This is a genomic window from Intestinimonas sp. MSJ-38 (assembly GCF_018917925.1).
In the GTDB taxonomy this organism is placed as follows: Bacteria; Bacillota; Clostridia; order Oscillospirales; family Butyricicoccaceae; genus Pseudobutyricicoccus.
The window spans coordinates 198,004-224,280 of sequence record NZ_JAHLPO010000001.1 but is presented as its reverse complement, the minus strand read 5'-3'; the positions used below and the strand labels follow the sequence as shown (position 1 = coordinate 224,280).

Here is a 26,277-nt window from a genome sequence, read left to right as displayed (position 1 = left end):
TTAGATCATTGCAAAATGTTCAAGAGCAGCCCGGATAGCATCTTCCTTTTCTTTCGGACATTGCGGTACTTTCTGGTTTTCTTTTTGAGAGATATTGTAATGCTCCCCGACTTCGATGCCGTACTTCCGTTTGACCTGAGAAATATATAAAGTTGAAACCTTTAAGCCAAATTCTTTCAGCACATAATCCTTGATTTCCTGATAGGTCGCCTTCGACTCGGCAGAGGTAATATCCAGTTCATCCAAGTCCAGGTCGACCTCTATCGTATCATCCGGAGCTTTTCTGGACAAAAGAACCACCGTCTCCACATTGGCGGTGCGGGGGAACAGATCAAAGGCCCGGACCTTTTCCAGGCGGTAGCCTCCCTCTGTCAGCTGGCGGATATCCCGGGCCATGGTGGCCGGATCGCAGGAGACATAGACCACCCGGCGGGGATTCATGCGCAGCAAAATCTCCCGAGCCTTTTCGTCCAGGCCCTTCCGGGGCGGGTCTACCACCATCACCGTGGGGCGGAACCCCTCTTCCAGAAGCTGCTGGGCGGCTTGTCCTGCATCGGCGCACAGGAAGCGGGTGTTGGTAATGCCGTTTTGCCTGGCATTTTCCCGGGCGTCTTCCACGGCCTGGGGCACGATCTCCACCCCCACCGCCTCCCGGCAGTGCCGGGCCATCACCAGGGTGATGGTGCCCGTGCCGCAATATAGGTCCAGCAGCGTGTCCTCGGGGGAAAAGGCGGCATATTCCACCGCCTGCTCATAAAGCCGCTGGGCCTGGGGCTGGTTGACCTGGTAAAAAGACAGAGGGGACAGGGAAAATTCCACGCCGCACAGGCTGTCTTGCAGCCGTCCTTCGCCCCAAAGAGTGCGGCACTCCTCCCCCAGCACCCGGTTGGTCTGCCGGGTGTTTTTGTTCAGCACGATGCCCACCAGAGAGGGGCAGCTTTCCCGGCAAAGGGCGATGAGCTTTTCCGGCTGGGGCACCTTCCAGGAGGTGACCACCAGAGTGAGCAAAGCGCCCTGTTTTCCGGTGCGCACATAGATATGGCGCAGAAGGCCCCGGCCGGTTTCTTCCTCATAGATGGAAACGCCGCAGGTTTCCGCCCACCGGAGAACCCCTTCTTTCAGCTGATCGGCCAGAGGGGACTGGATGGCGCAGTTTTCCTGGGGGATCACCTGATGGCTGCGCCGCCGGTAAAAGCCGGCCACCGGTCTCCCCTCTTCTGTGGCGCAGGGGTACATGGCCTTGTTTCGGTAGTGGAAGTTTTCTCCTCCCACGATCTCCAGCTCCGGGACACTCTGGCCGCCCAGCCGCTCCAGGGCATCCTGCACCCGCTGGCGCTTGGCGAACAGTTCTTCTTCGTATTGCATGTGCCAGAAGTCGCAGCCGCCGCATTTGGGAAAGGCGGGACAGCATGGCTCCTGCCGGTGGGGAGAAGGTTCCAGCAATTCTTCGATGCGGGCATAGGCTTTGTTTTTCAGGGCCTTGACGATGCGCAGACGGCACCGGTCTCCCCGCACGCCTCGCTCCACAAACACCACCTGGCCGTCTAGGCGGCATACTCCCATACCGCCACTTTCATAGCCGGTGATGATTCCTTCGTGTATGCTGTTTTTTTCCAAACTCATGGCCGCAGTTCCTCCGTCAGATTGTCCCCCAGCTCTGTGAAGGGGATCTCAAAAAGCATGGGGCCTGAGGTATAGGGCCCCAGGGCGTATTCCTGAAAGACCACCACCAGGCTTTCTTCGGTCAGGTACCAGTCCTCCTGCCACACATCCCCCATGGTTTCCTGGTAGTTTTCGTAAAACAGGCCCGGCTGGGCTTCTTCCTGCTGCTTGGCCTGCTCCAAAGCCTGTTCCATCACCAAAGCCCGGGGATCCTCCGCACCGGGGAGAATGTCCGTCAGAGAGAGCAGGTAATAGTCCCCCGCTCGGAAAAGCCAGTTGTCCCCCATGATCTGAAGGGAGCCATGGACGCCGCCGGTGTATTGGCTCCGGTCCCGGCGGATGGAGAGATAATTGCCTTTGCTGCGCATAATGGCAAATTCTTCATCCCACTGGAAGTTCCCCAGGAAATCCCCGTCCTGCTGCCGCTGGCGGGCCATGGGCAAAAGCTCCTCTGTGATGGAGAGCAGGGATTTTTCCTTATTATTATCGTAGTAACTGCCAATGTTCATCATGGGCTCCCCCTGATAGAGAACCTGGGGAGAGGAAAGAGAATAGCGCAAGAGCAAAGTGCCGTCCTGGGCCTTTTCTTCCCCGGAGGACACATCCTCTGTGACGGTGATGCCGTTGTCTTCCGGCTGGGGAATATCTTCCGACTGCTGGGTTTCTTTGGGAGAGGGCTCGGTCTGCTTTTGCAGGTCCTCCCGATGGCAGGCGCTGAGCAAAAGAAGAAGCAGAGTCAGGGCCGCCAGGATTTGTTTTTTCATTTTGTTCCGCCTTTCCGGGGTGGGGATATGGGCCGTATTTTCCTCCTCTCCACAGGGGGAGGGGAAAATGGCTGTAAAATATAAAATAGTATACCATAAAAGAGCAGTCCGGCCCATCTCTTTTTCAGGGAGGCATAGAAAACCACAGAAAAGGGAACAATGGTTATGACAAAAGCCCCAGCTTCTCTTTCAGTTCCAGCACCCGCAAAACTGCCTCGTCCAGCCGTGCCATGGAGACCCGACCTTCTTCCACCGCCTGACGCAGGGCGGCATAGTCCGTGGGCAGGTCGGAGACGATGAGCAGGTCGGCTCCGGCCATCAGGGCCTGAGGGGCGGCGCTTTCCCCGCCGCAGTAGTCCCGGATGGCTCCCATCACCAGATCGTCGGTGATGGCCACGCCGGAAAAACCCATTTCCTCCCGGAGATACCGGTAGGCCTGGGGAGAAAGGGAGGCTGGGACACCGCTTTCCAGCCCATTCACCACATTGTGACTGACCAGCACGCAGGCGGCCCCCATCTGGATGCCGGCCTGGAAGGGGATCAAGTCCCGACTTTCCAGCTCTTCCAGGGTGCGGCTGTCCCAGCTGAGGCCGGTGTGGGTGTCCATATTGCTGCCGTAGCCGGGAAAATGCTTCAGAGCCGAGGCCACCCCTTCCTGCCTGGCCCAGCCCACCACCTGCCGGACAAACTGAGCGACCTGCCCTGCATCCCCTCCGAAGCTGCGGGAATAGATGAAGTCCTGGGGATCGTCGGAGAGGTCAGCCACCGGAGCCAGGTTGAGCCGGATGCCCAAAGCGTTGAGAAGGGCGCTTTTCTCCCGGGTGTCCTGCTCTACTGTTTCCCAGCCGCCTTGGTTATAGGCCTGCCGGGGAGAGAGAAATTTCTCCGCCCGAAGCCTTGGGTTTCCACTGACGCGGCACACGGTGCCCCCCTCTTCATCCACGGCGAAAAGGATGGGTATTTTGGCATTTTGTTGCCAGCTTTCGGTGTCTGCCTTGACCTGAGCGGCGTCCTTCCCTTCAAAGTCCCGGCCAAAGAGCAGCACGCCGCCGGGGGCCAGGGCTTCTATTTCCGGCCGCTCTTCGGCCAAAGGGCATCGGACCAAAAAGACCTGCCCCAGCTTTTCTTCCAGGGTCATTTTCGAAAGCCGCTGCCGGGCCAGGGACAAAGGAGGCTCTGGTGAGGATGTGTCCTGCCTTTCGCTTTCATCCTTCTGGGCCTCTTCGTTCTGTTCCTCTTTCTCGATTGCAGGGGGAGCTGGGGGCGGGACACGCTGGGCGTCCAGGAAAAAGCAAAGACCCAATATTCCCAGCACCAGAAAAAGGCCGGGAATGATCCATTTCATGGCTTTCATCAGATGTTCCTCCTTTTTGAGAATCTTATCATAGGAGATTTTACAGTGCAAGAGACCATTTTACTTTCATTTTACTTCCAGCGGCTTACGACTTTACAAACTTGTTTTACTATATGGCCGTAACGAAAAGACGGAATGAATTTTACAGAACGAAAGGTGAAACTGAAATGAACACAAAACAGAAACTTTCTTTGATTCTGGCTGGTCTGATGACCGCTTCCCTGCTGTCTGGCTGCGCTCAGGACGGCAATGTGGCCGGCAATAGCGACGACGGCGGCGATGATGCCATCACCGTAGTCACCCGTGAGGATGGTTCCGGCACCCGCAGCGCCTTTGTGGAGCTGACCGGTGTGGAAGAGGACGGCGAAGACAAGACCACCGAAGAGGCTGTGGTAGCCAACCAGACCGAAGCTGTGATGACTCAGGTCAGCGGCAATCCGGGTGCCATCGGCTATATCTCCCTGGGTTCTCTCAATGACACTGTCAAGGCCCTGAAGGTGGACGGCGCCGAAGCCAGCGCAGAGAATGTGAAGAATGGTTCTTATAAAGTGGCCCGTCCCTTTAACATCGCTACAAAGGGCGATCCCAGCCCGGTGGCCCAGGACTTCATCAACTTCACCATGAGCAAGGAAGGCCAGGAAGTGGTGGCCGACGGTTACATCCCCGTGGATGATGCCGCTCCCGCTTTCGAAGGCACTCAGCCCGAAGGCAAGATCGTGGTAGCCGGTTCCTCCTCCGTCACTCCCATCATGGAGAAGCTCCAGGAGGCCTATGAGAAGGTCAACCCCAATGCCACCATTGAGATCCAGCAGAGCGACTCCAGCGCCGGTATGTCTGGTGCCATTGAAGGAACCTGCGACATCGGCATGGCTTCCCGTGAACTGAAGGACAGCGAGCTGTCTGAACTGACAGCCGCTCAGATCGCCATGGACGGCATCGCCATCGTGGTGAACAAGGACAACAGCCTGGATGACATTTCCACCGATTCCATCAAGGGTATCTACACCGGTGAGATCACTTCCTGGGCCGATGTGAAGTAAGCAAAACCAAAAACCAGAAACCTCCCATAAAAAGGCCGCCGAGAACTTCTCGGCGGCCTTCCTGCTATGTCTCCGCATGGGGAGAAGCAAAGGAGCAAGGCAGACAAACGGCGCATTTGCCACAGGCATCGGCGGGAAGGGCCAGACCTCGTTTTTGCTGTATCGGCTGGTTTTCCATGCACAGGGCATAGCACTTTTCCCGGCAGAAGCCTTCCTTTGTCAAAGCGCCGCCCACGCATTGTTTGATGCATAGGCCACAGTCTTTTCCCTGGTAAAAAAGGCAGGCGGGCTTTGCAGGGATGGGGTCTCCAGCCAGGGGCAGGGTGGTCACTAGCGAGGTATAGTAGCCGCAGCAGCCTTTGGAGGTGATGAGCAGGTTGTGCTTTCCAAAGGTGCCCAGGCCGGCCAGGAAGGCGATATGCCGGTGGGACCAGCGGCTTTTGTAAAGGCCGGGGGCGGCGTAGCCGGTGTCAGTGGGAATGACGGCCCGGAAGCCCTCCTCTTCAGCGATGGCCTGAATCAGTTGGCCCACAGGGGCCAGGGCCTGAGCCGAGCGCTGGTAGGCCATCACCCACAGAGGGGAGGCATAGCGTCCTTCCCGGTTGCTCTTTATTACCTCCAGGGAAAAGGGAAGAAAACACACCACAGCTGTGCGGCAGCCGGGAAGGATCTCCTGGGGCAAAGCATGGTCCGGCAGCACGGCCCGGCGCAGCCGGAGAAAGCCAGGGTGGTCTGTTGAGGCAAAGCCGATGAGGGGCCGCCGCCAAAGGGGCGGCAGCTGATGTTCTTCCCGAAAAGACAAGAGAAAGCGCCAGATGCGCTCCTCCATCTGTTGCCGCAGGATTTCTTTGTTTGGTGCTGTTTGCATCGGTATAACCTCCATGGAATGACAAAAAACGGACGCCGGGAAGGCGTCCGTTTTGATTTTTCAAGAAAGGATGCTAGGAGAGATAGGGCATGGGGTTCACCGGAGAGCCGTTGACCCGCACTTCCCAATGGCAATGGGGGCCTGTGCTGTTGCCGGTAGAGCCCAGCTTGGCGATCTGCTGGCCCTGGGCTACCTTCTCCCCTACCCGCACCAGCAGCGCGCTGTTGTGAGCGTAGAGGGTCTGGAGGCCATTGCCGTGGTCGATGATGACACAATAGCCATAGCCACCGTTCCAGCCGGCCTGGATCACGGTACCGCCGTCAGCGGCCACCACCGGGCTGCCCTTGGTGCCGGCCCAGTCCACACCAGTGTGGAAACCACGGCTGCGGTAGCCATAGGGAGAGGTGAGAATGCCGCGGAAAGGCTGGATGAAGTAACCCTTGGAGGATGTGGTGGGCTTCTCCTTGGTGCCAACCACCTTCACCTCGTTCTGAGGCTGCTGAACGACCTCCCAGTTCTGGATGGTGCGTTCCTGCTCCACGCCGTCGATGCTGACCACATTGGCCATCACCTGAGCGACGCCGTTCTGGCCTTCGGTGACGATCTTGCTTTCGTTTTCATACAGCTCTTCGCTGTACTGGACTTCGCTTTCATAGGCGATTTCCTGGGTGTATTCCACTGTGGTGGTCTTTTTCACCGACAGCAGAGGCTCGCTGTTCTGGAGGGTGATCTCCTCGCCCACATGGATGCGGGCCGGGTCGATGTGGGGGTTGAGCCCTTGCACCTGCTCCAGGGTCATGCCGTAATTTTCGGCGATCTGGCTGAGGGTGTCTCCCTGCTGCACCGCATAAACCTTGGTGCCGCTTTTTTCGCCAGAGAGCGCCAGTTCGATTTCATCGATAGAATCCACCGCGCTGGTGGGAACAGTCATCTGTTCAATGGTCACATCCTGAACGAATTCCGCCTGAGCGTTTTCGTCCTGACCAACCTGGGCCGAGAGCATCCGCTGCTTCAGCAGTTCCAGAGCGGTTTTGCTGGGGTTGACGCCGATGACCTGGCCGTCCACCGACAGCACATACTGGGTGGAGACCTCTTCCACCTGGGCAAACAGAGCTTCTTCGGCCTCTGTTTCGTCCAGCAGCCGGTCAGGCTGCATATAGCCCAGAGAATATGTCAGATCGGCGGAAAGGGTATAAGGGTGGCCCAGATAGCCGCCGGTCCGTTCTTCCACCTTGTCGATGATTTTTTCCATATCCTCTTTGCTGGACACAAAGCCCAGGGACTGACCGTCCAGCCACACTTCCACGCCGATGCCGAAATAGGTGGCGGAGAAGAGCATGATGGTGGCGGTAGCCAGGAAGGCACAGGCCGGCACACGGCTGCGCTTTTCCTTCCGGGCGGAGAGGAGATATTGGGTGCGGGCTTCTTCCAGGCGGCCCAGGACGCTATGGCCCTGCTGCGCCAGGTGAGAGGCGGTGCGGCCGAAGGTCTTCTGCAGCCCTTCCCCCACCATGACGCCGGCCATACCGGCCAGATGGAACAGGCTGTCTGCCGCTTGAACGGTTTTGCCAGCCAGGGTGCGGATCAGTTCCTTGCCGCTTTGGGCGCCGGGGCGATTGGCGCCGATGCGGCACAAACGCTCCAGATGGGTCTTGCATTTGACTTGCTGTCGGCGGACCATGCTTTTGAGAGATCCCATGTTCTTGATCTTCAAGAAGCAGGCCTCCTTTCGTGAGAAATGATAGTAAAAATCCGAAGATTACAAATCAGTGTGTTTTAATTACAAATCGGTAACAGGTCTTATCATAATATAAACCGCCCGGTTTGTCAAGGGGAACCGGCAGATTGTTGCCGTTTTGCGTATTTTTACGACAAGAACTTCCCGCTGCGTTTATCATGGTGAAAACAGCAGGCGGAAAGGAGCAAAAACAGGATGGGGAACATTTATGGATACATCCGGGTCAGCACCAAAGAGCAGAATGAGGAGCGGCAGGTGCTGGCCCTGAAGGGGCTGCAAATCAAAGAGGAAAACCTGTTTGTGGACAAACAGTCGGGCAAGGATTTTCACCGGCCCCAGTATGAAAGGATGGTGCGGCAGCTGAAAAAAGACGATCTGCTCTATGTGAAGAGCATCGATCGTCTGGGGCGGAGCTATGGGGACATTCTGGAGCAGTGGCGCATCCTGACCAAAGAGAAAGGGGTGGACATTGTGGTGCTGGATATGCCCCTTCTGGACACCCGTTGGGGCAAGGACCTGATGGGCACTTTTTTAAGCGATATCGTGCTGCAAATATTGTCTTTTGTGGCGGAAAACGAGCGGGTCAATATCCGCCAGCGACAGGCCGAGGGCATCGCCGCAGCCAAGGCCCGGGGTGTGCATCTGGGCCGACCGGCCACTCCCCTGCCGCCGGGGTTTGAAGAGGTGCTCGGCAAATGGAAAAAGGGCGAGATCACCGGCACTCAGGCCGCCAAAATATGCAAAATGCCCCTCTCCACCTTCCGCTACCGGGCGGAATATTGGGAGAGGGGCAAAAAATGATCAAATAAGAACAAATTTTTTTACAAAAAGGTGTACCTTTTTGCAAAACGGGATTTTCTTCCTGTCGAAAACTATTATATATTGGAAATGCCTAAAAGTCTAGCGATTTTTTTAGCTTGGATAGTTTACCAAAAACTACACCATTCTGCATTTATATTCTCAACGGGAGTATTTTCCAATTTTTAAGATGGGGAGAGGAATCAACCATGGCAGCAAAATGTCCGGTGTGCGGAGCACCAATGGAAAATAGCAGTTGTGGATATTGTGGGTACAAAGAAGAAAGTGTCTCCAATTCTACAACAATAGCACCTCCGTCAGGTCAGCCTGCTGGTCAACCGCAGATTATCATCAATAATCAAACCGTTTCCAATCCAGTTGTAGTGCCGGGAGTCAGTAGCAAAAATAAGATGGTTGCACTGTTGCTTTGTATCTTTTTAGGAGGGGTTGGTGCACACAGGTTTTATGTGGGGAAGATTGGAACCGGAATCCTCTACCTGTTTACAGCCGGCTTGTTTGGGATTGGATGGGTCATTGACATCATTTTGATTGTGGCCGGATCGTTTAAAGATCAGTTTGATTTGCCGCTGCGTCAGTAAGAGGTGGTGAACATATGGGACTGTTGGATGCAGTAAAAGATCAATTCCTTGATGTAATTGAATATGTAGACGAGAGCCATAAGCTGATTGTTTCCAAATATCAGCGTGAAAGCGGAAACAACGAATTGAAACAGGGTTCCAAGGTAATCGTGCGGGAAAGCCAGAGCGTCGTTTTTCTGAAAGGCGGAAAACTTGCCGATATTCTGCCGCCCGGAACCTATTCGCTGACAACAAATAACTTTCCGGTGTTGTCCAGTCTGAAAGCATTCCCCCACTTATTCGTTTCCCCGGTAATTGCCGATGTGTATTTTGTGAGCACCAGACAATTTATTGATAATAAATGGGCAACCAAGAATCCGATTATGAAGCGTGATAAGGACTTTAATATGGTTCGTATCCGTTCCTTTGGAAAGTTTGCTTTTCGAATTACTGATGTTGCGGCGTTTATGCGGGAGATATTTGGGACAAAGGGAATTGTGATGACCTATGATATTGTGGAATATCTTTCATCCATGGTCACAGAGACTTTCTCCGTCGCAGTAGGCGAAAGCGAGATGTCTGTGCTTGATCTGGCCACGGAATACCGAAAGCTGTCCAGTGAGCTTCAGCAGCGACTAAATGCACAAGCTGCTGCAATGGGTGTGCAGTTCAGTGATATTATCATTGAAAATATCTCCCTGCCCGATGAGGTTGAAAAGCTGATCGACGAGCAATCCGGAATTGGTATGGCAAAGCAGGATATGGCATCCTTTATGCAGTATCAGACCGCAAGAGCAATGCGGGATGCGTCCAAACAGGAGGGGGGTCTGGCAGGGCTGGGAGCTGGCGTGGCTTTGGGAAACACAATGGCCCAGGGGATTCAGGAAACTGTAAATCCAGCTGCATCCAAGAGCGTGGTGGAGCTGTTGCGGGAATTGAAGGAATTGTTAGACGAAGGCATATTGACGCAAGATGAGTTTGATGCACAAAAGAAAACAATTTTAGAAAAACGGTCATAACTGTTAAAAAGGAGAGAGTAATGGTGAAAAAGTCCAAAATCAGTGTATGCAAAAATTGCGGCAACCCACTTCCAGAGAAAGCAACGGTATGTCCGTCATGCGGGGCAAAAAATAAAAAGCCGATATACAAAAAATGGTGGTTCTGGGTTGTTGCAGTATTTATAGTAGTTGGTGTGGCTGCAAGCAGTAATCCGAAAACAGAGTTTTCCGACGATAAGAGCAATCCGGTGACTTCTTCTGATTCTGATACTACATCATCCAAAACATCTGAGAAAACGGAAAAAGAGACTTCAAATGATGCACCAAAAGAGAATAGCATACCTACTGAATATAAATCAGCTTTAAAAAAAGCAGAGATGTATAGTGATATGATGCATATGTCAAAGGCTGCAATTTATGATCAACTGGTATCAGAATATGGTGAAAAGTTTTCAGAAGAAGCGGCGCAATATGCAATGGAAAATCTTGTTGCAGACTGGAATGCTAATGCTTTGGCCAAAGCAAAGGACTATCAAGATATGATGAGTATGTCCCCTGATGCGATTTATGATCAGTTGGTTTCGGAATATGGAGAGAAGTTTACCGCAGAAGAGGCACAATATGCTGTAGATAATCTGAATTAGACAGTAGCCATTTTATGGTAATGTTGATAAACCACGCAACAACAAAAGGGCCTGGGACGGATTCCGTCCCAGGCCCTTTGTTTACCCGGTTATTTGAACAGGTCTTTCATTTTTTCGAAGAAGCCTTTTTTCTCCTTGTATTGGGCCTCCTCGGCGCTGTCGTCGAAGCGGCGCAGAATGTCCTTTTGCTCGCTGGTCAGGTTGTGGGGGATCTCGATCTTCACTTTGACAAACTGATCGCCCCGGCCCCGGCCATTCACATTGGGAATGCCCTTCCCCTTCAAGCGGAAAATGGTGTCCGGCTGGGTGCCTTCCGGCATATTGTAAGAGATCTTGCCGTCAATGGTGGGCACGATCAGCTCGGCGCCCAGAGTGGCCTGGACAAAGGTCACCGGCATTTCGATCATCACATCCTGCCCACGGCGCTTGAACAGCGGATGGGGCTTGACGCTGACGGTGATGTATACATCCCCCGCCGGGCCGCCGTTCTGGCCCATATGCCCTTCCCCACGCATGGAGATGGTCTGGCCATGGTCGATGCCCGCCGGGATCTTGACGGTGAGGGTGCGGCTTTTCCGCACAGTACCCGCCCCATGACAGGTGCCGCAGGGCTCCTTGATGATCTTGCCTGTGCCCCGGCAGCGGGGACAGGGGCTGGAGGAAGAAAAGACGCCGAACACCGTGCGCTGGGTGGTCTTGACCTGGCCGGTGCCGTGGCAGTCGGGGCAGGTCTCGGCAGAAGTGCCCGGCTTGGCTCCCGAGCCGTTGCAGTCAGGACACTTTTCCACACGGTTCAAGGTGATCTTCTTTTCGCAGCCGAAGGCCGCTTCCTCAAAGCTCAGATTCAGGCTGACCTGGATGTTTTCCCCACGGCGGGGACCGGTGCGGCGGGCCTGCTGAGAGCCGCCGAAAAAGCTGTCAAAAATGCTTCCCAGGTCAAAATCTTCAAACCCTGTGTACTGGCCGCCATATCCGGCCCCGGCCCCATAGGAGGGGTCTACCCCGGCATGGCCGAACTGGTCGTACCGGGCCTTTTTCTCCGGGTCGGAGAGGATCTCATAGGCGGCGTTGACTTCTTTCATCTTTTCCTCGGCGGTCTTGTCGCCGGGGTTCAAATCCGGGTGATATTTTTTTGCCAGCTTGCGGTATGCTTTTTTGATCTCATCCTCCGAAGCGCCCCGCTGCAGGCCCAGCACTTCGTAGAGATCTCTTCTCTCTTCGGGCATAGAATTTTTTCTCCTTTGGCAAAACCACCGTCAGGCGGCCGCCATTGCGGCCGCCCGACAGGCTATCATCCCTTGCTTATTTGTTGTTTTCGTCCTCGTCAACCACTTTGTAGTCGGCGTCATACACATTGCCGTCGGCATTGTTTGCATCAGACTGTGCCCCGGCCTGCTGGCCCTCCTGGGGAGCGGCGTCCTTATACAGCTTTTCGGCGATGGAATAGAACCGCTTGGTCAGCTCTTCGGTCTCCTGCTTGATGGTTTCCACATTCTCGCCCTTCAGAGCTTCCTTCACCTTTTCCATCTGCTCTTCGATGGGCTTCTTCTCTTCGTCGGTCACCTTGTCGCCCAGGTCCTTCAGACTCTTTTCGGTGGAATAGACCAGGTTCTCCGCGTTGTTGCGGATGTCGATCTCTTCGTGACGCTTCTTGTCCTGCTCGGCAAACTGCTCGGCTTCCTTCACAGCCTTGTCGATGTCTTCCTTGGACAGGTTGGTGGAAGAAGTGATGGTGATCTTCTGCTCCTTGCCGGTGCCCAGATCCTTGGCGGACACATTGACGATGCCGTTGGCGTCGATGTCAAAGGTCACTTCGATCTGAGGCACGCCCCGGGGAGCGGCAGGGATGCCGTCCAGATGGAACCGGCCCAGAGTTTTATTGTCTGCGGCCATCTCCCGTTCGCCCTGGAGCACATGGACCTCAACTGAGGTCTGGCCGTCGGCGGCGGTGGAGAAGACCTGCTTCTTTGTGATAGGAATGGTGGTGTTGCGCTCGATGATCCGGGTGCACACGCCGCCCAGGGTTTCGATGCCCAGGGACAGGGGGGTGACATCCAGCAGCAGCAGGTCCTTGACCTCGCCGCCCAGCACGCCGCCCTGGATGGCAGCGCCCATAGCCACACATTCATCGGGGTTGATGCCCTTGAAGGGGTCCTTGCCGGTGATGCTCTTGACGGCATCCTGCACGGCGGGGATACGGGTGGAGCCGCCCACCAGCAGCACCTTAGCCAGATCATTGGCGCTCAGGCCGGCGTCGGACATGGCCTGCTTCACGGGGCCCGTGGTGGCTTCCACCAGATCGGCGGTCAGCTCATTGAACTTGGCCCGGGACAGGGTCATGTCCAGATGCTTGGAGCCGGTGGCATCGGCGGTGATATAGGGCAGGTTGATGTTGGCATTGAGCATGCCGCTCAGCTCGATCTTGGCCTTTTCGGCAGCTTCCTTCAAGCGCTGCATAGCCATCCGGTCGCCGGACAGGTCCACGCCCTGCTCCTTCTTGAACTCGGAGACGATCCAGTCGATGATCCGCTGGTCGAAGTCGTCGCCGCCCAGACGGTTGTTGCCGGCGGTGGCCAGCACTTCCACGGTGCCGTCGCCGATGTTCAGGATGGACACATCGAAGGTGCCGCCGCCCAGGTCATACACCATGACCTTCTGCTCGGTTTCCTTGTCCACGCCATAGGCCAGGGCCGCAGCGGTGGGCTCGTTGATGATACGCAGCACTTCCAGACCGGCGATCTTGCCGGCGTCCTTTGTAGCCTGGCGCTGGCTGTCGGTGAAGTAGGCCGGTACGGTGATGACCGCCTGGGTCACAGGGGAGCCCAGATAGCTTTCGGCGTCGGCCTTCAGCTTCTGGAGGATCATAGCGGAAATCTCCTGGGGAGAATAATCCTTGCCGTCGATATGGACTTTGTGATCGGAGCCCATCTCACGCTTGATGGAGATGATGGTGCGGTCGGGGTTGGTGACGGCCTGGCGCTTGGCCACCTGGCCTACCATGCGCTCGCCGGTTTTGGAAAATGCAACAACGGACGGAGTGGTCCGGGCGCCTTCGGCGTTGGGGATCACATTGGGTTCGCCGCCTTCGATGACGGACACACAAGAGTTGGTTGTACCAAGGTCGATACCGATGATTTTAGACATAGTGTATTCCTCCAAACTATATGAGTTTATTTTGACTTTGTTATGAAAAAGGCAGTGCCTTTTTGACATATTGAAAAGGGGCTTTTTAATTGGCCACCTGCACCATGGCGTGGCGGATGACCTTTTCTCCCATGATGTAGCCTTTGCGCATCACCAGGGAAACGGTGTTTTCCGGCAGACCCTCCTGCTCGATGTGCATGACGGCGTCGTGGAAGCGGGGATCAAAGGGCTGGTCCTGGGCGGCAATCTCGGTGACACCCATCTTTTCCAAGGCCTCTTTGAACTGTTTGGCGATCAGCTCCACGCCCTTCTGGTATTCTTCGTCGGCGCATTTCTGTTCCAGTGCCCGGTCCAGATTGTCCAGAACCGGCAGAAGTTTTTCCACCGTCATGGCTTGAGCATCGGAAAAGACGCTGTCCCGCTCCTTCTGGGAACGCTTGCGGTAATTATCATATTCCGCCAGCACCCTAATATATTTGTCGTTCAGCTGCTGATACTGCTCCTTCCAGTCCTCTTTGGGTTGGGCACATTCTGCCTCCGGGGCCTGCTGACATTCCGGACAGGAGCACTCTTCCTGTTCAGCTTCTGTCTGCTGTGTTTCCTTTTCTTTTTCCATGTTGTCCATGCTGTTCCGCCTATCTGCCCTTATGGGCTCGTTGTTTGCTGTTTATTGGTCTTTTTTATCCGGCCCGGTCTGTTCCAGAGGGAAACGGATGGGCATCAGTCCTCCCAGCGTCCGGCTGAGAAGCAGCAGCCGGGAGGCGATTTTGCTGTAATCCATGCGGGTGGGGCCGATGACCCCGATGATGCCGCTTACATCCTCCCCCAGATCGTAGGAGGTAAAGACGAAGCTGGCATCCTCCATGGGCCCCTGGCCGTTTTCCGGCCCGATGCGGATGTTGAGCATCTGGGGTTTATAATCCCGGGCCAGGCCGAATACCTTTTCCTTGTCACCCAAAAGCTCCAGCAAGGGCTGAGCCTTCTGGGCATCGTAATATTCCGGATTGCCCAGCAGCCGGGAGACGCCTTTGACCACCATGTCACAGGAATCGGAAGGCTGCTCGATCTGCCATACAAATTCCGCTGCCTGGGCGATGAGCTGATAAAGGGGGGAACCAGACAGCACCGACTGCCCCAGCTCCTCCAGCCGCAAAGAACCGCCCTCTTTTGCTAAAACCAGGTTTGCGGCCCGGCAGAAGGCGTCGATCTCCTCCGGCTCCAACGCCTGGGAAAGATGCACCACCTTATTGTTCACCGCCGGGGGCACTGTCACCGCCACCAAAGCGTAGTCGCTTTCGGCGATGGGGATGAGCTCCAGGCGCTTGACCTGGCGGCGATTGTGGCGGGAAGAAAGGGAAACGGTGGGTTGGCCGGTGAGCTCAGAAAGAATGGCCGAAGCCTCTTCCATGGTGTCGTCCAGCTCCTGGATCTTGCTTTCCAGCGCACTTCGCATTTGCTCGATTTCCCGGGCTGTGGTGCGGCAGCGGTTCATCAGCTCATCCACATACAGCCGGTAGCCCAGAGGAGAGGGCACCCGCCCGGCGGAGGTGTGGGGCTTTTCGATGTAGCCCATTTCCTCCAGCTCGCTCATCTCGTTGCGGATGGTGGCCGACGAAACCGAGCCCTTGGCCTCGGCGGCCAGCAGCTTGCTGCCCACCGGCTCTGCGGTTTCGATATAGTTTTCAATGATCGCTTTGAGGATCTTCCTCTTGCGCTCCGACAGGTCCATCCAAAACACCGCCTTTTCTGATTGCCTTACGGTGTGTTAGCACTCTTCATCCTCGAGTGCTAATTCAATCCTATCACAAACTTTCAAAATGTCAAGGACTGAAAATCAAGTTCACAAATTCGTTTCAAATGAGGGGAGGATTTTAAATTTTTTCACAGAGCATCCGGGACATCTTGTATTTATAACTAGATTCGTGTATACTCAAATAACAAACAAGCGGAATTTTATCAATCCTTTTTTGCAGGAGGCGTTTCCCATGAAATACAAAATCATCTCCGACAGTTCTTCCGATGTGACCCAGGCCTTTTTCGCTGGGGAGACCGCTTTTGAATATGGAGTGGTCCCCATGTCCATCAACGGCCCCGGCGGTTTGTCTTATCTGGATCTGGACCCCACCCCGGCCCGGTATTTCGTGGAAAAACCCCGGGAGATCAAGGGTCAGTGGAGCTCTTCCTGTCCCTCCCCGGCTGCCTATCTCAAGGAGATGCAGGGCGCCGAAGAGATCTTCGTGGTCACCATTTCCTCCCGGCTCAGCGCTTCCTATTCCACCGCCTGCATGGCAGCCGACATGGCCCGGGCGGAAAATCCCGATGTGAAGATCCATGTGGTGGATTCCAAAAGCGCTTCTTCCGGCATGGCCCTGATGGTGTTCAAGCTGGCCGAATTGTGCCGGGAGGGCCTGCCTTTTGAGGAGATCGTGGAAAAGATCGAGGAATTCCGCAAGGGCCACACCCTCTATTTCCTCATCGGTTCGCTGGAGACCCTGGTCAGCGCCGGGCGGATGAACCGGGTGGTGGGGATGATGGCCACCATGCTCAACATCCATCCTCTTTGCGGCGAGGACGGCGACGGCAACATCAAGGTCTATCAGAAGGTGCGGGGCATGACCCAGGCCCTCAACCGGATGGTGGAGATGGTGGGCGAACGGGGCGAGACCATGGGACGGCATCTGGTGATCAGCCAGTGCAACAACCCGGAAGACGCCGAAATGCTGAGCAAGGCCTGCCAGCGCCGGTATCAGTTTGCCAAGATCAGCGTGCTGGAAATGCGGGGCCTGGCCTCCTTCTATGCAGGAGACCGGGGCTTGATTCTGGCCTATTAAAAAGAATATTCCAGCCCGGCAAAATTTTGCCGGGCTTTTCTTTTGCTCACTCATAAAAATTTTGTCCAAATATTTCTGTGAACATTCTTTGAATTCCAGAAAATCCTTCTCGTTCCTGTGCTATAATAAGAAAACCGAGAGGAGCGGCTTTGCCGCCGGGAAAGGAGAAAAAGCCTATGCGCCTGATCTCATGGAATGTCAACGGCCTGCGGGCCTGCTTGGGAAAAGGATTTTTGGACTATTTTAAGGAAAGCAAGGCCGATATCTTCTGCATCCAGGAGACCAAGATGCAGAAAGAACAGGCAGAAGTGGACACCCCCGGCTATTTTCAATATTGGAACAGCGCCGAAAAGAAGGGCTATTCCGGCACGGCGGTCTTTACCAAAGAAGAACCCCTGGATGTAACTTACGGCCTGGGGCTGCCGGAGCATGACACCGAGGGCCGGGTCATCACCTGCCGGTTTCCGGAGTTTTTCCTGGTGAATGTGTATACCCCCAACTCCCAGCGGGGGCTGACGCGCCTTCCCTACCGGATGGAATGGGAAGATGCCTTCCGGGACTATCTGCTCCGTCTCAAAGAGCAGCAGCCGGTGGTGGTATGCGGGGACATGAATGTGGCCCACAAGGAGATCGATTTGAAAAATCCTCGCACCAATGTGAAAAACGCCGGTTTCACCCCGGAGGAGCGGCAGAAGATGACTGAGCTTCTGGAAAGCGGATTTGTGGATTCCTTCCGTTTCCTCCACCCCGATGTCGTGGGCGCCTATTCCTGGTGGAGTTACATGTTCAACGCCCGGCAGAACAACGCCGGATGGCGTATTGACTATTTTCTCACATCGGAAGAGCTGAAAGACCGGATTGAAACAGCGGAGATCCATTCCCAGGTGCTGGGCAGTGACCATTGCCCGGTGCTTTTGGAGCTGGCCTAGGGCTTTTCCCAGCAAAGGAGTGAACGAAATTGAAGGATATTCTTTATTATGGCGGCCCTATCCTTACCATGGCCGAGCCTCTTTACGCCGAAGCTCTCCTGGTGCGCCGCAGCAAGATCGTGTTCTGCGGAGACCTCAAAACGGCGGAGAGCATGGCCGAAGAGGGGGCAGAGCGGGTGGATCTCAAGGGGCGGACGCTGATGCCGGCCTTTATCGATGCCCACAGCCATCTGTCCCATGTGGCCGATGCCATGAACTATGCCAATCTTTCCGGTTGCCAGAGCGTGGAAGAGATTGGAGAGCGGCTGCACCAGTGGGCAGAGGAAAACAATCTGGAAGCGGGAAAGTGGATCATCGGCTCGGGCTATGATCACAACGATCTGCCCGGCGGCTGCCATCCCACCGCAAAGCAGCTGGATGCCCTGGTGGGGGATCACCCGGTGCTCATCACCCATTCTTCGGGGCACATGGGGGTGGCCAACGCCTTAGGCCTGCGGGAGCTGTCCATCAGCTGCAATGCCTCCGATCCTCCGGGAGGGCGCATTGGCCGGGACGAAGAGGGCAACCTCACCGGCTATCTGGAGGAAAACGCCCTGATCCAGCGCACCCGGCAGATCCCCAAGCCCACCCAACAGCAACGGCTGGACAATCTGAAAAAGGCCCAGCAGGTCTATCTTCGCAACGGTATCACCACCTGTCAGGACGGCAAAGTGGGCCAGGCCGATTTTGAGTTTTTGGCCAATGCCGCCAAAAGCGGTCTGCTGGAAATGGATGTGGTGGCCTATGCCGATCTGAAAAACAACGAGGAACTGCTGGATCAATACGCCCAGTACCGCACTTATCAGCGGAATCTGCGGCTGGGAGGCTACAAGATCTTTTTGGACGGATCGCCTCAAGGCCGCACCGCCTGGATGACGAAGCCCTATTTGGGAGGCAAGGAAGGCTATAAGGGCTATTCCATCTATACCGATCAGGCGGTGGAGGAATTCTGTGCCACGGCCCTTCGCCGGGGGGTGCAGCTTCTGGCCCATTGCAATGGCGACGCAGCATCCCAGCAGTTTATCGACGCCTATGAAAAAGCCCTGGGCGCCTGCCGTCAGAAGGAGTCCATCCGCCCGGTGATGGTCCACGCCCAGACCGTCCGGCCCGATCAGCTGGAACGGATGGCCGCTTTGCAGATGATCGCTTCCTTCTTTGTGGCGCATACCTATTATTGGGGCGATGTGCACCGGAAGAACTTCGGGGATGAACGGGCCATGGCCATCAGCCCTACTCACACCGCGTTGGAAAAGGGCGTGCTCTTCACTTTCCATCAGGACGCCCCGGTGGTGCCCCCTGATATGTGGCACACCGTATGGTGCGCCGTGTGCCGTCAGAGCAAGGGCGGCGTCATTATGGGAGAAGGCGAACGCATCCCGGTGCTGGAGGCCCTGAAGGCCGTGACCATCAACGGGGCCTATCAGTATTTCGAAGAAAAGACCAAGGGTTCCCTGGAAGAGGGCAAATGGGCCGATCTGATGATCGTGGGCCAAGATCCGTTGAAGGTGGACCCCATGGAGCTGAAAGACATCAAGGTGCTTTCCACCATCAAAGAGGGCTTCACCCTCTGGCAGGCCGAATGATAAAGCAGCGCCCCGGCGGAAAGGTGGGTGGTCGTAAAACTGCAAAATCAAAAAATGGTGACAACTTTGTGATTTGTGCTGTTTCCTTCAGCAAATTGCGCAAATCACAAAGTGCGCTGGGATAGCTGCGCAAGCAGCGCAAGGGGTGCAGCCCCTTGTTCGGAACGGAGTGACGCAAAACAGCCCGGACATTCAGATGTCCGGGCTGTCAGCCTCGCAGAGCGCACATACAGGCGTCAGCCTGTATAGAAGTGCGCCATAGTAGGATCTCGGAGATTGTTCATCTGCCGTCTTTTATCTTGCGTAATAATCTTTCTATCTGTCACTGGAAAATTCTTGAAGCCTGCGTAGGGCATTGATTACTGAGTTATGAGATACCTTTCCAAGAGCCTCTTTTGGGCCTCCAACATCATATTCCGATACGATGTGATCAATGTTGGACGCAAGAACCTCGTAGGTCATGTGTTCATACTCGCAGACCTTGTCAATCCGTTTCAGATAGTCGCTCACGGTGCTTGGTTTTCCGCTTGGTGTGACCGTTTTGTAGCCTTGTAAGATCAAGTATTCTTTGAACCTATCTCTCATGGTGTACTACTCTCCTATAAAATTGATTATGCTTCGGTAGAGACCCAAATCGCAGGTCGAATGCCGGCTATTGAAATAGCAGGGGCGACCGCATTTATTTTTTCCTCTGCTCCGGTATGGACACCTAAAAGGTCGTATGAATTTTCTCCGATAGTCCACCAATAAAAGTCTCCCCCATTTGGCAGGTCAAGAACAAATTCCGCTAATGTACCGGAAAGCTGACCAACTACATGAAGGTTTTTTAGACAACACAGAAGCATCTCATCGGATAACCCTGTTCCTTTTGCACCGCGATCTTCGATTCTCGGAAAGTAATGCTCAACCTGCTCGGTGGAAAGCAGAAACACCTTGTCGTACGTCACTTCTCCGTTTCCAGCGGGATCAATGACCTCTGTCTCAATGATCTGCACCCACTCTTCATCGGAAAACGGCATCTCGCTGTTTAGCTTATTTCGCAAACTGCAATCTGCCCAATTTACAGACTCGCGCAAGGCAGAAGGTTTCAGCAATTCCGAACCAGAGTTTTCTTTAAGCAGATTACTCCAATTATCATAAAAAGAATCCCCCTCGGGGAAAACTTTGTCATCTGTAAAAACAGTCCAACCTTCATAATCGGATAGTTTATTATACGAATTTGGGTGTTTTGCAGCTACGCTGTCTATGGCTTCTTTGGCTTCTTCCGTAATGTTGATATAGTCCAGCGCAATGATCTCATCGGTCAAGAGCAGGGCTTTGCTGTCCTGGACATCTAATACTCTCCATTTGTAAGCACCAAAATCGACAATATCACCAATCTTGTAGGTCGCCTTTTCTTCCTTCGCAGGTTCGTCTGTCACAGGTTCTTCTGTCACTGGTTCCTCTGCTTCTGACTGTTCAGATTCGGACATCGGCGTTGTCTGATCCCCGCAGCCCACAAGCGATAACAACATCGCCACCGCTAATAAAAATGCACATAATCGCTTCATTTTCTCTTTCCTCCATTTATTACTATTTACCACGATGATTATATTATATTCTAAATTCCGCCGTTTTTCAAGGTCAGAAGGCAAAAGCTCAGTCCTAATTTGTGCCGTTTTGTCGGTTCATAAAAGTAGGCATTTGCAAATTCAGAGCAAGTTTTGTTTAAGCCACATTTTCAAATTTTCTTGCTTTTCTGTAGACTGTGCCAACCGGGGCATATTGCAGGTATTAGCCGCTTCTTTCAGCGTGATTTTCTTGCAGAATTTGAGGGAAGCGATGCGAAGAAACAGGCCAGGATCTACCTCACAACATCCGGTATTGACTACGATGCTATTACCAAGGAGCAGTTTGTAAACCTCGTTGACGTTCTAAAACTATCCAAGCACATGAAAAGTTTAACTAACCAGCGCGGCAGGGCAAGGCCATACCAGCCGCACGGAATAGGATTTCATGTTATTGGGCTAACACCGTCTTACGAACACCCCGCTAAGCCGGGGCGTTTTCTTTTTTGGCATTTTATGATATCATAAGGGAAGTTTTGAAACAGGAGGAATGACCAGATGGGAAGAAATAGAGGGAAAAGACTGCCGGCCTTTTTGCTGGCGGTGTGTCTGCTTCTGCCCTTCTTGCCCCGGGGAAGCCATGGGGCCTTTTCTGATGTGCAGGATCAGTGGTTTGCACCGGCAGTGGAGGAAATGGCCCAGCGGGGGCTGATCGGCGGCTTTCCCGATGGAACCTTCCGGCCGGGAGACTGGGTCAAGCGGGGGGAAGGCGCCAAAATGACCGCCCAGGCCGTGGGCCAGCTGCCCTATACCCTGCCCCAGACGGGAAAAGGTGATTTTGCCGATTTGCAAGGCCATTGGTCGGCCAAATATGTGCGCCAGCTGTTGATCGAAGAGATCATAGAGCCGGAGGATTACGGGACAAACTACGGCCCCAACCAAAACCTCACCCGGCTGGAGATGGTGCGGATGCTTCTGCGGCTGCTGGGCTTTACTCCCTCGAAAAATTGGGCGGACAGCGGTTTTCCCGATTTGGCCTCTTTGGATGCAGAAGACCGGTACTATTGTGAAAAGGCCGTGGAGATCGGCTTGATCCAGGGCTATTCCGACGGGTTGTTCCGGCCGGATTACCCCCTGTCCCGTGCTCAGGCCGCCGTGATGTTCCAGCGGGTCCTGCCTCTTCTCACCGTGTCGGTGGAGGGGCTGTCTGCCTATGGGGAAGCACGCACCATTCCTCAGGCCGCAGAGTTTTTCCCTGTGGTGGAAAACAGCCAGGTCTCGGGCCAGGGAGAATACGAAGGACGGCCTTTGTCCCTGTACCGTCATACTCTGACGAGCTGGGAGGAAGAGAAGTTGGAAAAGGGCCTGAAGGAATATGAGCAGGTGATGACCTACCAGCAATATACCCTGGTGGAGGAAAGTCGGGAAGATGGAGTATGGTCCTTCCTTTTTGCCGATTTGCGGGGAAGCCAGTGCTTGCTGGTGGTGCTTCGTGAAAAGGAAGGGGATACCGGTCTTCCCTCCCTCACCGCAGGGCTGCTGCAGCATACCGGAGGGGCGGAAAACTATGCCTCCTTCTGCCAGGCTTTGGGGTGCCGGATGCTCTTTTCCACAAGAGGGATGGCTCCCTCCCGGTTTTTGCCGCTGACAGGGCCGGAGGGTCAGAGCTGCCCTACCGAGTGGTATGACGCTGGCCTTTTGCCCGCTGGGGCCAGCCAGTGGGTGCAGGATGCCTTGAAAAGCGCCGGTTATGAAGATACCGGTGAAACCATTTTGCTGGATGGCCGGGAAGGGATTTTGTTCCAAAAGGAAGGGGCTCGGGCAGCGGTGTGCCTGGATGAGGATTACCTGACTTTGTCCTATCTCCCTCAAGCAGAAGAGTAAAAAAAGAGCAGAGCCATCAGCGGCTCTGCTCTTTTTTTGTCAGCATACGATGATAGAGGGGGCTCCCCTCTTCCGGCGCGGTCAAAGGCTCCAGGCGGCCCTGGGCGATCCACTCTTCCAGACGCAGGGCCCAAAAGGCATCCCCCATCCCTATGGGGTATTGGCCCAGCAGCCGGCCGATGAGGACGGCCTCTGGGAATTGCTCTGGCAGTTTCAAAAGCTCCTGGCGGAGAAAGCTATCGTAAAAATCTTCCGGCAGGCTGAAAATCTGCCCGGCGATGACACCTCGCAATGAGGCATTTTCTCTTTTCAGCGCTTTCCACTTCCGGGAAAAGGCCGCCACTTGCCAGGGTTCCAGCGCTTCTGTTTTTTGAGAGAGTGCTCCCCAGAGCCAGGGCGGCACTTCGCCCCAGCCGGTGGGGATGAAAGGCTGTTCTTCTCCGGGGAGAAACGGGGGCAGCCATACCACATCCACCTGGGGAGAAAAGGGTTCCAGACGCCCCATCAGCCAGTGGAAAGTGCAAAGCTCCTCTGGATTCTGGCTGACCCATACCCGGATGGGTTGGCCGGATTTGGCGCCTTCTTCCAGGGCGCATAGGCTTTTCTGGTTCTGGAGGGTCAGCTCTTCGGCGGCCTCTTTCCCCTGGGGGAAAATATCCATAAGGCGGGAAAGGACCTTTTGCCGTTTGGGGCCGATCCCCTCTTCGTCAATTTCCCCTAGGGTAAGGAACAGGGAGAGCGGGCAGATGTTCTGCCGGTCTCCTGCCAGCGGAATGGCCTTTTTCCACAAAGCCTGCTGCCTTGCTTTTTCCCTATGGAGCAAAGATTCCTGTTCCACGGGAGAAAGGGGCTCTTCCTCTGGGGAACAGATCACACCGATGGCACTGGCCAGGGTGTGGTCCTTCCCTGAAGCGGCCATGGCATAGGCCAGGGTTCCTGCGGCGCTTTCAGAAAATACCGCTTCCAGGCTGCTCATAGGGACTTTTCCATGGGGATGTGGGGGCAGTGCTCATCATAAAAAATTTCCCCACAGGGATGGTAGCCCAGCTGTTCATAAAAGGTTTGGGCATGGGTCTGGGCGCCCAGATAGATGCCCTTTCCTCCCATCTGCTGGGCCTTTTCCTCCAAGGCCCGTACCACCTTTTGGCCCAGATGGCGGCCGCGGTAGGGCTTGCGCACCGCCACCCGGCCCATTACATAGACTCCATCTTCCCCGTCCTTGGGGAAGAGACGGCCGGTGGCCACCGCCTCACCATCCAAAAACAAAAGCAGGTGCCAGGCCCGCTCCTCTTCTTCGTCAAATTCCGTGCTGAAGCCCTGCTCCTGCAAAAAGATCTCCTCCCGGATGGGCCGAGCCAGAGGGGCATTTTCAAGCCCTTGGACAATGGCGATTTCTTCCATAATTGTTCTCCTTTTTCCTTGGGGGCGTGTTTTTCTTTATTATATCCTGCTCCCCTTTTGCTGACAAGCCGTTTGCCCTGGGGGAGAAAAAAGAGTATAATGGCATCAGACTGGGCCACGGGCCCTTTGCACAAAGGAGTTCTGTCATGTCATACCAAAAAGAAATCATTGCGCAGCAATATGAATGTGATATCCACGATGAATGGCCGGTGGGAGCCATTCTCCGCCATGTGCAGCAGGTTAGCACCGACCACTGTGATGCCGAAGGCCTGACCGCAGACCGATTCCAGGAAACCGGCACGGCTTTCGTCATGGCCAAACTGGCTTTGGAATATGTCCATCCCATCACCGCCGGGAGCCGCCTACGCCTTGTCACCGAGCCTGCCGTTCCCCAGCGGGCGGTGTATCGCCGCTTTACCACCATCACCGATGCCGAAGGCCGGGAGGTCTGCCGGGTGGACGCCCGGTGGGTGCTCATCGATGTGAAGCAGCGGCATATTCTTCGCACCCATCCCGAAGCGCTTTACTTCCCCTTTTCAGAGGAAGTAAATCGCACCCTGGATCTGTCCATCCCCCGGAGCACCGAGCTTGAGCCCGCCGGGGAGTACACTGCCGCCTATTCCCGCACCGACCGGAATGGGCATCTGAACAACGCCTGTTACGCCGATCTGGTTTGCGATGTGCTGCCGCCGGAGGTTTTGTGTCAGCGTCCCATCCGCCGCATGGCCATTTCCTATCATGAGGAGCTGCGGCTGGGAGAAACCATGGAACTTTTCCTGGGAAAAACCGGAGAAGATACCTATTATATTTGCGGTAAGAAAGGAGGGCGGCGCTGTTTTGAAGCCAGCGTCACCCTGGGAGAAAAAGAGAAGGAGGAATCGTGATGGATCATCCCGTGATCGCCCGTATTCTGGAAAAGCTGGAAAGCCGGGGGCTGCTGCCGCTGGAAAAGCAGGCGGCCCTGGAGGAAAAGCTGCTGGGAGAGCGTTTGACCCTGCTGCCCGATCTGATGAAAGAGACCGGGCTGGACTGCTGGCTGGTGCTGGCCCAGGAGAACAACGAGGACCCGGCCATGAAGGCCCTGATGACCTGGGACCGGCGCACCGCCCGCCGCCAGACCGCCCTGCTGTTTTTCCGGCAAGGGGATCAGGTGCGTGCACTCAGCTGGGGGATGCCTTCCCAGGTGATGGCCAAGTTCTACACCCCCTCCAAAGAAGGGGATGAAACCCTGTGCCAGGGCCTTGCCCGGCTGTTCAAACAGTACGATCCTCAGCAGATCGGCGTCAATATGGCGCCCCAGGCCGGCGGTTTCTGCGACGGCCTTTCCGCCGGATTGTATCAGATGCTGGAAGAAGAGCTGCCCGCCCCTTGGAGAAACCGGCTGTGCTCGGCAGGGAGACTGTCTACCCGCTTCCTGGAGACCATGACAGCGGGAGAACACAAAGTGATGGAAACTCTGGTGGAGGTCACCGAGGACATCATCAAGGCCGCCTATTCCCCGGATGTGATCGTCCCAGGCCAGACCACCACTCAGGATGTGGAGTGGTTTATGCGCCATGTGATGGCTGCCTGTCAACTGGACTTCTGGTTTGGCCCCGATGTGGATCTGCAGCGCCAGGGGCTGGAGAGCCTTTCTAATGAAGGAGTCATTCAGCCGGGCGATCTGCTCCATTGTGACATCGGCGTCATGCTGAAATACATTCCGGTGCTCACCGACAAACAGTGGATGGCCTATGTGCGGCGTCCTGGTGAAACTACCCCGCCCCAGGGCCTGGAGCAGCTTTTCTCCCAGTGCGGCCGGTTTCAGGAAATCACCCGCAGCCATTTCCTCTCTGGTACGCCGGGAAATCAGGTGTTCCACAAAGCAGTGGATCAGGGCAAGGCAGAGGGCCTGTGTCCCCAGCTTTATTGTCACGGTCTGGGCGTGTTCGGCCATGGCCCCGGCCCCATCATTGGCCGTTATGACTACCAGGACAGTATCTATCCTCGGGGAGAATATCCGGTGGGCCTCCATTCCAGCCACGCTTTGGAGCTGAATGTGCGGGGAAAGGTGCCTGAGTGGAATGACCAGGTGGTGCGTATCAGTCTGGAGGAGGATGTGCACATCGGAGAAACCTGTGAGTATGTTTATCACCATCAGGAGAAACTTATTATAATATAACAAAAAGGATAAAGAGTTCCCTGCTTTTAGATTATCAAAAAGCGAATCTGAAAAGATATTCCCATTTGCGGCGATAGCAGGCTTTTTTCCAGGATTGGATGGATGATAGGGCATTTCAGAAGCCGGGATTTTTGGACCAGCGGGGAAAATGGGAGCGACCAGTCCCAAAGTAGAATGATGTATCAAAAGGGTACCTCCTTGCAGCGATGACGCGATTTTGTGTTCATGGAGCCAGTTTTCAGACACGGAAAAGGAGTTTTCCTCTTCTTTAAACTGGTTCTATGTCATAGCAAAGCAAGGGAGAGAATACCCTG

Annotated in this window: 24 protein-coding genes; 11 read left to right on the top strand and 13 right to left on the bottom strand. The window is 55.0% G+C overall.

The features are described from left to right. The 3 genes from rlmD to KQI26_RS01080 all read right to left on the bottom strand — a co-directional run bounded on the left by rlmD (position 1) and on the right by KQI26_RS01080 (position 3,780). Positions 1–1,623: a 23S rRNA (uracil(1939)-C(5))-methyltransferase RlmD gene (gene rlmD / locus KQI26_RS01090; RefSeq protein ID WP_216502794.1), complete on the bottom strand. Its 1,623-nt coding sequence runs from the start codon at positions 1,621–1,623 to the stop codon at positions 1–3. Continuing rightward, positions 1,620–2,426 (bottom strand): DUF3298 and DUF4163 domain-containing protein, encoded by an 807-nt coding sequence (locus KQI26_RS01085; RefSeq protein WP_216502793.1) that lies wholly within the window; start codon positions 2,424–2,426, stop codon positions 1,620–1,622. Before KQI26_RS01085 ends, rlmD begins: the two co-directional genes overlap by 4 nt. A gap of 163 nt (positions 2,427–2,589) precedes the next feature. Then, on the bottom strand, positions 2,590–3,780 hold the full coding sequence (locus KQI26_RS01080; protein ID WP_216502792.1) for a glycoside hydrolase family 3 N-terminal domain-containing protein: 1,191 nt from the start codon (positions 3,778–3,780) through the stop codon (positions 2,590–2,592). Between the two features lie 167 nt (positions 3,781–3,947). Here KQI26_RS01080 and KQI26_RS01075 point away from each other — a divergent pair, with 167 nt between their 5' ends. Further along, positions 3,948–4,820, top strand: a complete 873-nt coding sequence (locus KQI26_RS01075) for a substrate-binding domain-containing protein (RefSeq protein ID WP_216502791.1) — start codon at positions 3,948–3,950, stop codon at positions 4,818–4,820. Between the two features lie 64 nt (positions 4,821–4,884). Here the strand turns inward: KQI26_RS01075 and KQI26_RS01070 are convergent, their stop codons facing one another. Then, positions 4,885–5,688, bottom strand: coding sequence for a hypothetical protein (locus KQI26_RS01070; RefSeq protein WP_216502790.1), 804 nt, complete (start codon positions 5,686–5,688; stop codon positions 4,885–4,887). Positions 5,689–5,761: 73 nt separating this feature from the next. Beyond that, positions 5,762–7,402 carry a peptidoglycan DD-metalloendopeptidase family protein gene (locus KQI26_RS01065; protein ID WP_216502789.1) on the bottom strand — a complete coding sequence of 547 codons (1,641 nt, stop codon included), beginning with the start codon at positions 7,400–7,402 and terminating at the stop codon, positions 5,762–5,764. 219 nt (positions 7,403–7,621) lie between these two features. On the opposite strand from KQI26_RS01065, the gene KQI26_RS01060 reads away from it, so the two are divergent. From KQI26_RS01060 to KQI26_RS15480, 4 genes are all read left to right on the top strand, one after another. Then, on the top strand, positions 7,622–8,227 hold the full coding sequence (locus KQI26_RS01060) for a recombinase family protein (protein ID WP_216502788.1): 606 nt from the start codon (positions 7,622–7,624) through the stop codon (positions 8,225–8,227). A 206-nt stretch (positions 8,228–8,433) separates the two neighbouring features. Then, positions 8,434–8,823: a TM2 domain-containing protein gene (locus KQI26_RS01055; protein ID WP_216502787.1), complete on the top strand. Its 390-nt coding sequence runs from the start codon at positions 8,434–8,436 to the stop codon at positions 8,821–8,823. Between the two features lie 14 nt (positions 8,824–8,837). Next, positions 8,838–9,821: an SPFH domain-containing protein gene (locus KQI26_RS01050; RefSeq protein ID WP_216502786.1), complete on the top strand. Its 984-nt coding sequence runs from the start codon at positions 8,838–8,840 to the stop codon at positions 9,819–9,821. A gap of 23 nt (positions 9,822–9,844) precedes the next feature. Further along, complete coding sequence (locus KQI26_RS15480; RefSeq protein ID WP_371744039.1) at positions 9,845–10,444, top strand: Ltp family lipoprotein; 600 nt, start codon at positions 9,845–9,847, stop codon at positions 10,442–10,444. 89 nt (positions 10,445–10,533) lie between these two features. Here the strand turns inward: KQI26_RS15480 and dnaJ are convergent, their stop codons facing one another. From dnaJ to hrcA, 4 genes are all read right to left on the bottom strand, one after another. Then, positions 10,534–11,670 (bottom strand): molecular chaperone DnaJ, encoded by a 1,137-nt coding sequence (gene dnaJ, locus KQI26_RS01040; protein ID WP_216502784.1) that lies wholly within the window; start codon positions 11,668–11,670, stop codon positions 10,534–10,536. A gap of 76 nt (positions 11,671–11,746) precedes the next feature. Continuing rightward, positions 11,747–13,588: a molecular chaperone DnaK gene (gene dnaK / locus KQI26_RS01035; protein ID WP_216502783.1), complete on the bottom strand. Its 1,842-nt coding sequence runs from the start codon at positions 13,586–13,588 to the stop codon at positions 11,747–11,749. Positions 13,589–13,673: 85 nt separating this feature from the next. Continuing rightward, complete coding sequence (locus tag KQI26_RS01030) at positions 13,674–14,213, bottom strand: nucleotide exchange factor GrpE (RefSeq protein WP_243423185.1); 540 nt, start codon at positions 14,211–14,213, stop codon at positions 13,674–13,676. A gap of 42 nt (positions 14,214–14,255) precedes the next feature. Continuing rightward, positions 14,256–15,317: a heat-inducible transcriptional repressor HrcA gene (gene hrcA, locus KQI26_RS01025; RefSeq protein ID WP_216502782.1), complete on the bottom strand. Its 1,062-nt coding sequence runs from the start codon at positions 15,315–15,317 to the stop codon at positions 14,256–14,258. 256 nt (positions 15,318–15,573) lie between these two features. Between hrcA and KQI26_RS01020 the strand changes: the two genes are divergently transcribed. The 3 genes from KQI26_RS01020 to KQI26_RS01010 all read left to right on the top strand — a co-directional run bounded on the left by KQI26_RS01020 (position 15,574) and on the right by KQI26_RS01010 (position 18,970). Next, the gene (locus KQI26_RS01020; RefSeq protein WP_216502781.1) at positions 15,574–16,419 is read left to right on the top strand and encodes a DegV family protein; all 846 of its coding nucleotides are present in this window, start codon (positions 15,574–15,576) and stop codon (positions 16,417–16,419) included. A 176-nt stretch (positions 16,420–16,595) separates the two neighbouring features. Then, on the top strand, positions 16,596–17,348 hold the full coding sequence (locus tag KQI26_RS01015; protein ID WP_118746437.1) for an exodeoxyribonuclease III: 753 nt from the start codon (positions 16,596–16,598) through the stop codon (positions 17,346–17,348). A 29-nt stretch (positions 17,349–17,377) separates the two neighbouring features. Next, on the top strand, positions 17,378–18,970 hold the full coding sequence (locus KQI26_RS01010; protein ID WP_216502780.1) for an amidohydrolase: 1,593 nt from the start codon (positions 17,378–17,380) through the stop codon (positions 18,968–18,970). Positions 18,971–19,285: 315 nt separating this feature from the next. Here KQI26_RS01010 and KQI26_RS01005 read toward each other — a convergent pair whose 3' ends face one another. After that, positions 19,286–19,555 (bottom strand): hypothetical protein, encoded by a 270-nt coding sequence (locus KQI26_RS01005; protein WP_216502779.1) that lies wholly within the window; start codon positions 19,553–19,555, stop codon positions 19,286–19,288. Between the two features lie 26 nt (positions 19,556–19,581). Continuing rightward, a complete protein-coding gene (locus KQI26_RS01000; protein WP_216502778.1) occupies positions 19,582–20,520 on the bottom strand; it encodes a DUF6273 domain-containing protein in 939 nt (312 codons plus the stop codon). A gap of 555 nt (positions 20,521–21,075) precedes the next feature. On the opposite strand from KQI26_RS01000, the gene KQI26_RS00995 reads away from it, so the two are divergent. Continuing rightward, the gene (locus KQI26_RS00995) at positions 21,076–22,401 is read left to right on the top strand and encodes an S-layer homology domain-containing protein (RefSeq protein WP_216502777.1); all 1,326 of its coding nucleotides are present in this window, start codon (positions 21,076–21,078) and stop codon (positions 22,399–22,401) included. Between the two features lie 16 nt (positions 22,402–22,417). On the opposite strand, the gene KQI26_RS00990 is transcribed toward KQI26_RS00995, so the two are convergent. Together KQI26_RS00990 and KQI26_RS00985 are read right to left on the bottom strand one after the other, a co-directional pair. After that, positions 22,418–23,377, bottom strand: a complete 960-nt coding sequence (locus KQI26_RS00990) for a DUF3658 domain-containing protein (protein WP_216502776.1) — start codon at positions 23,375–23,377, stop codon at positions 22,418–22,420. Next, the gene (locus KQI26_RS00985) at positions 23,374–23,802 is read right to left on the bottom strand and encodes a GNAT family N-acetyltransferase (RefSeq protein ID WP_216502775.1); all 429 of its coding nucleotides are present in this window, start codon (positions 23,800–23,802) and stop codon (positions 23,374–23,376) included. The genes KQI26_RS00990 and KQI26_RS00985 overlap by 4 nt, the downstream gene beginning before the upstream one ends. Positions 23,803–23,948: 146 nt before the next feature. On the opposite strand from KQI26_RS00985, the gene KQI26_RS00980 reads away from it, so the two are divergent. Beyond that, complete coding sequence (locus KQI26_RS00980) at positions 23,949–24,686, top strand: acyl-[acyl-carrier-protein] thioesterase (RefSeq protein WP_216502774.1); 738 nt, start codon at positions 23,949–23,951, stop codon at positions 24,684–24,686. Next, a complete protein-coding gene (locus tag KQI26_RS00975; RefSeq protein ID WP_118746442.1) occupies positions 24,686–25,963 on the top strand; it encodes a M24 family metallopeptidase in 1,278 nt (425 codons plus the stop codon). The genes KQI26_RS00980 and KQI26_RS00975 overlap by 1 nt, the downstream gene beginning before the upstream one ends. Positions 25,964–26,277 lie beyond the last annotated feature (314 nt).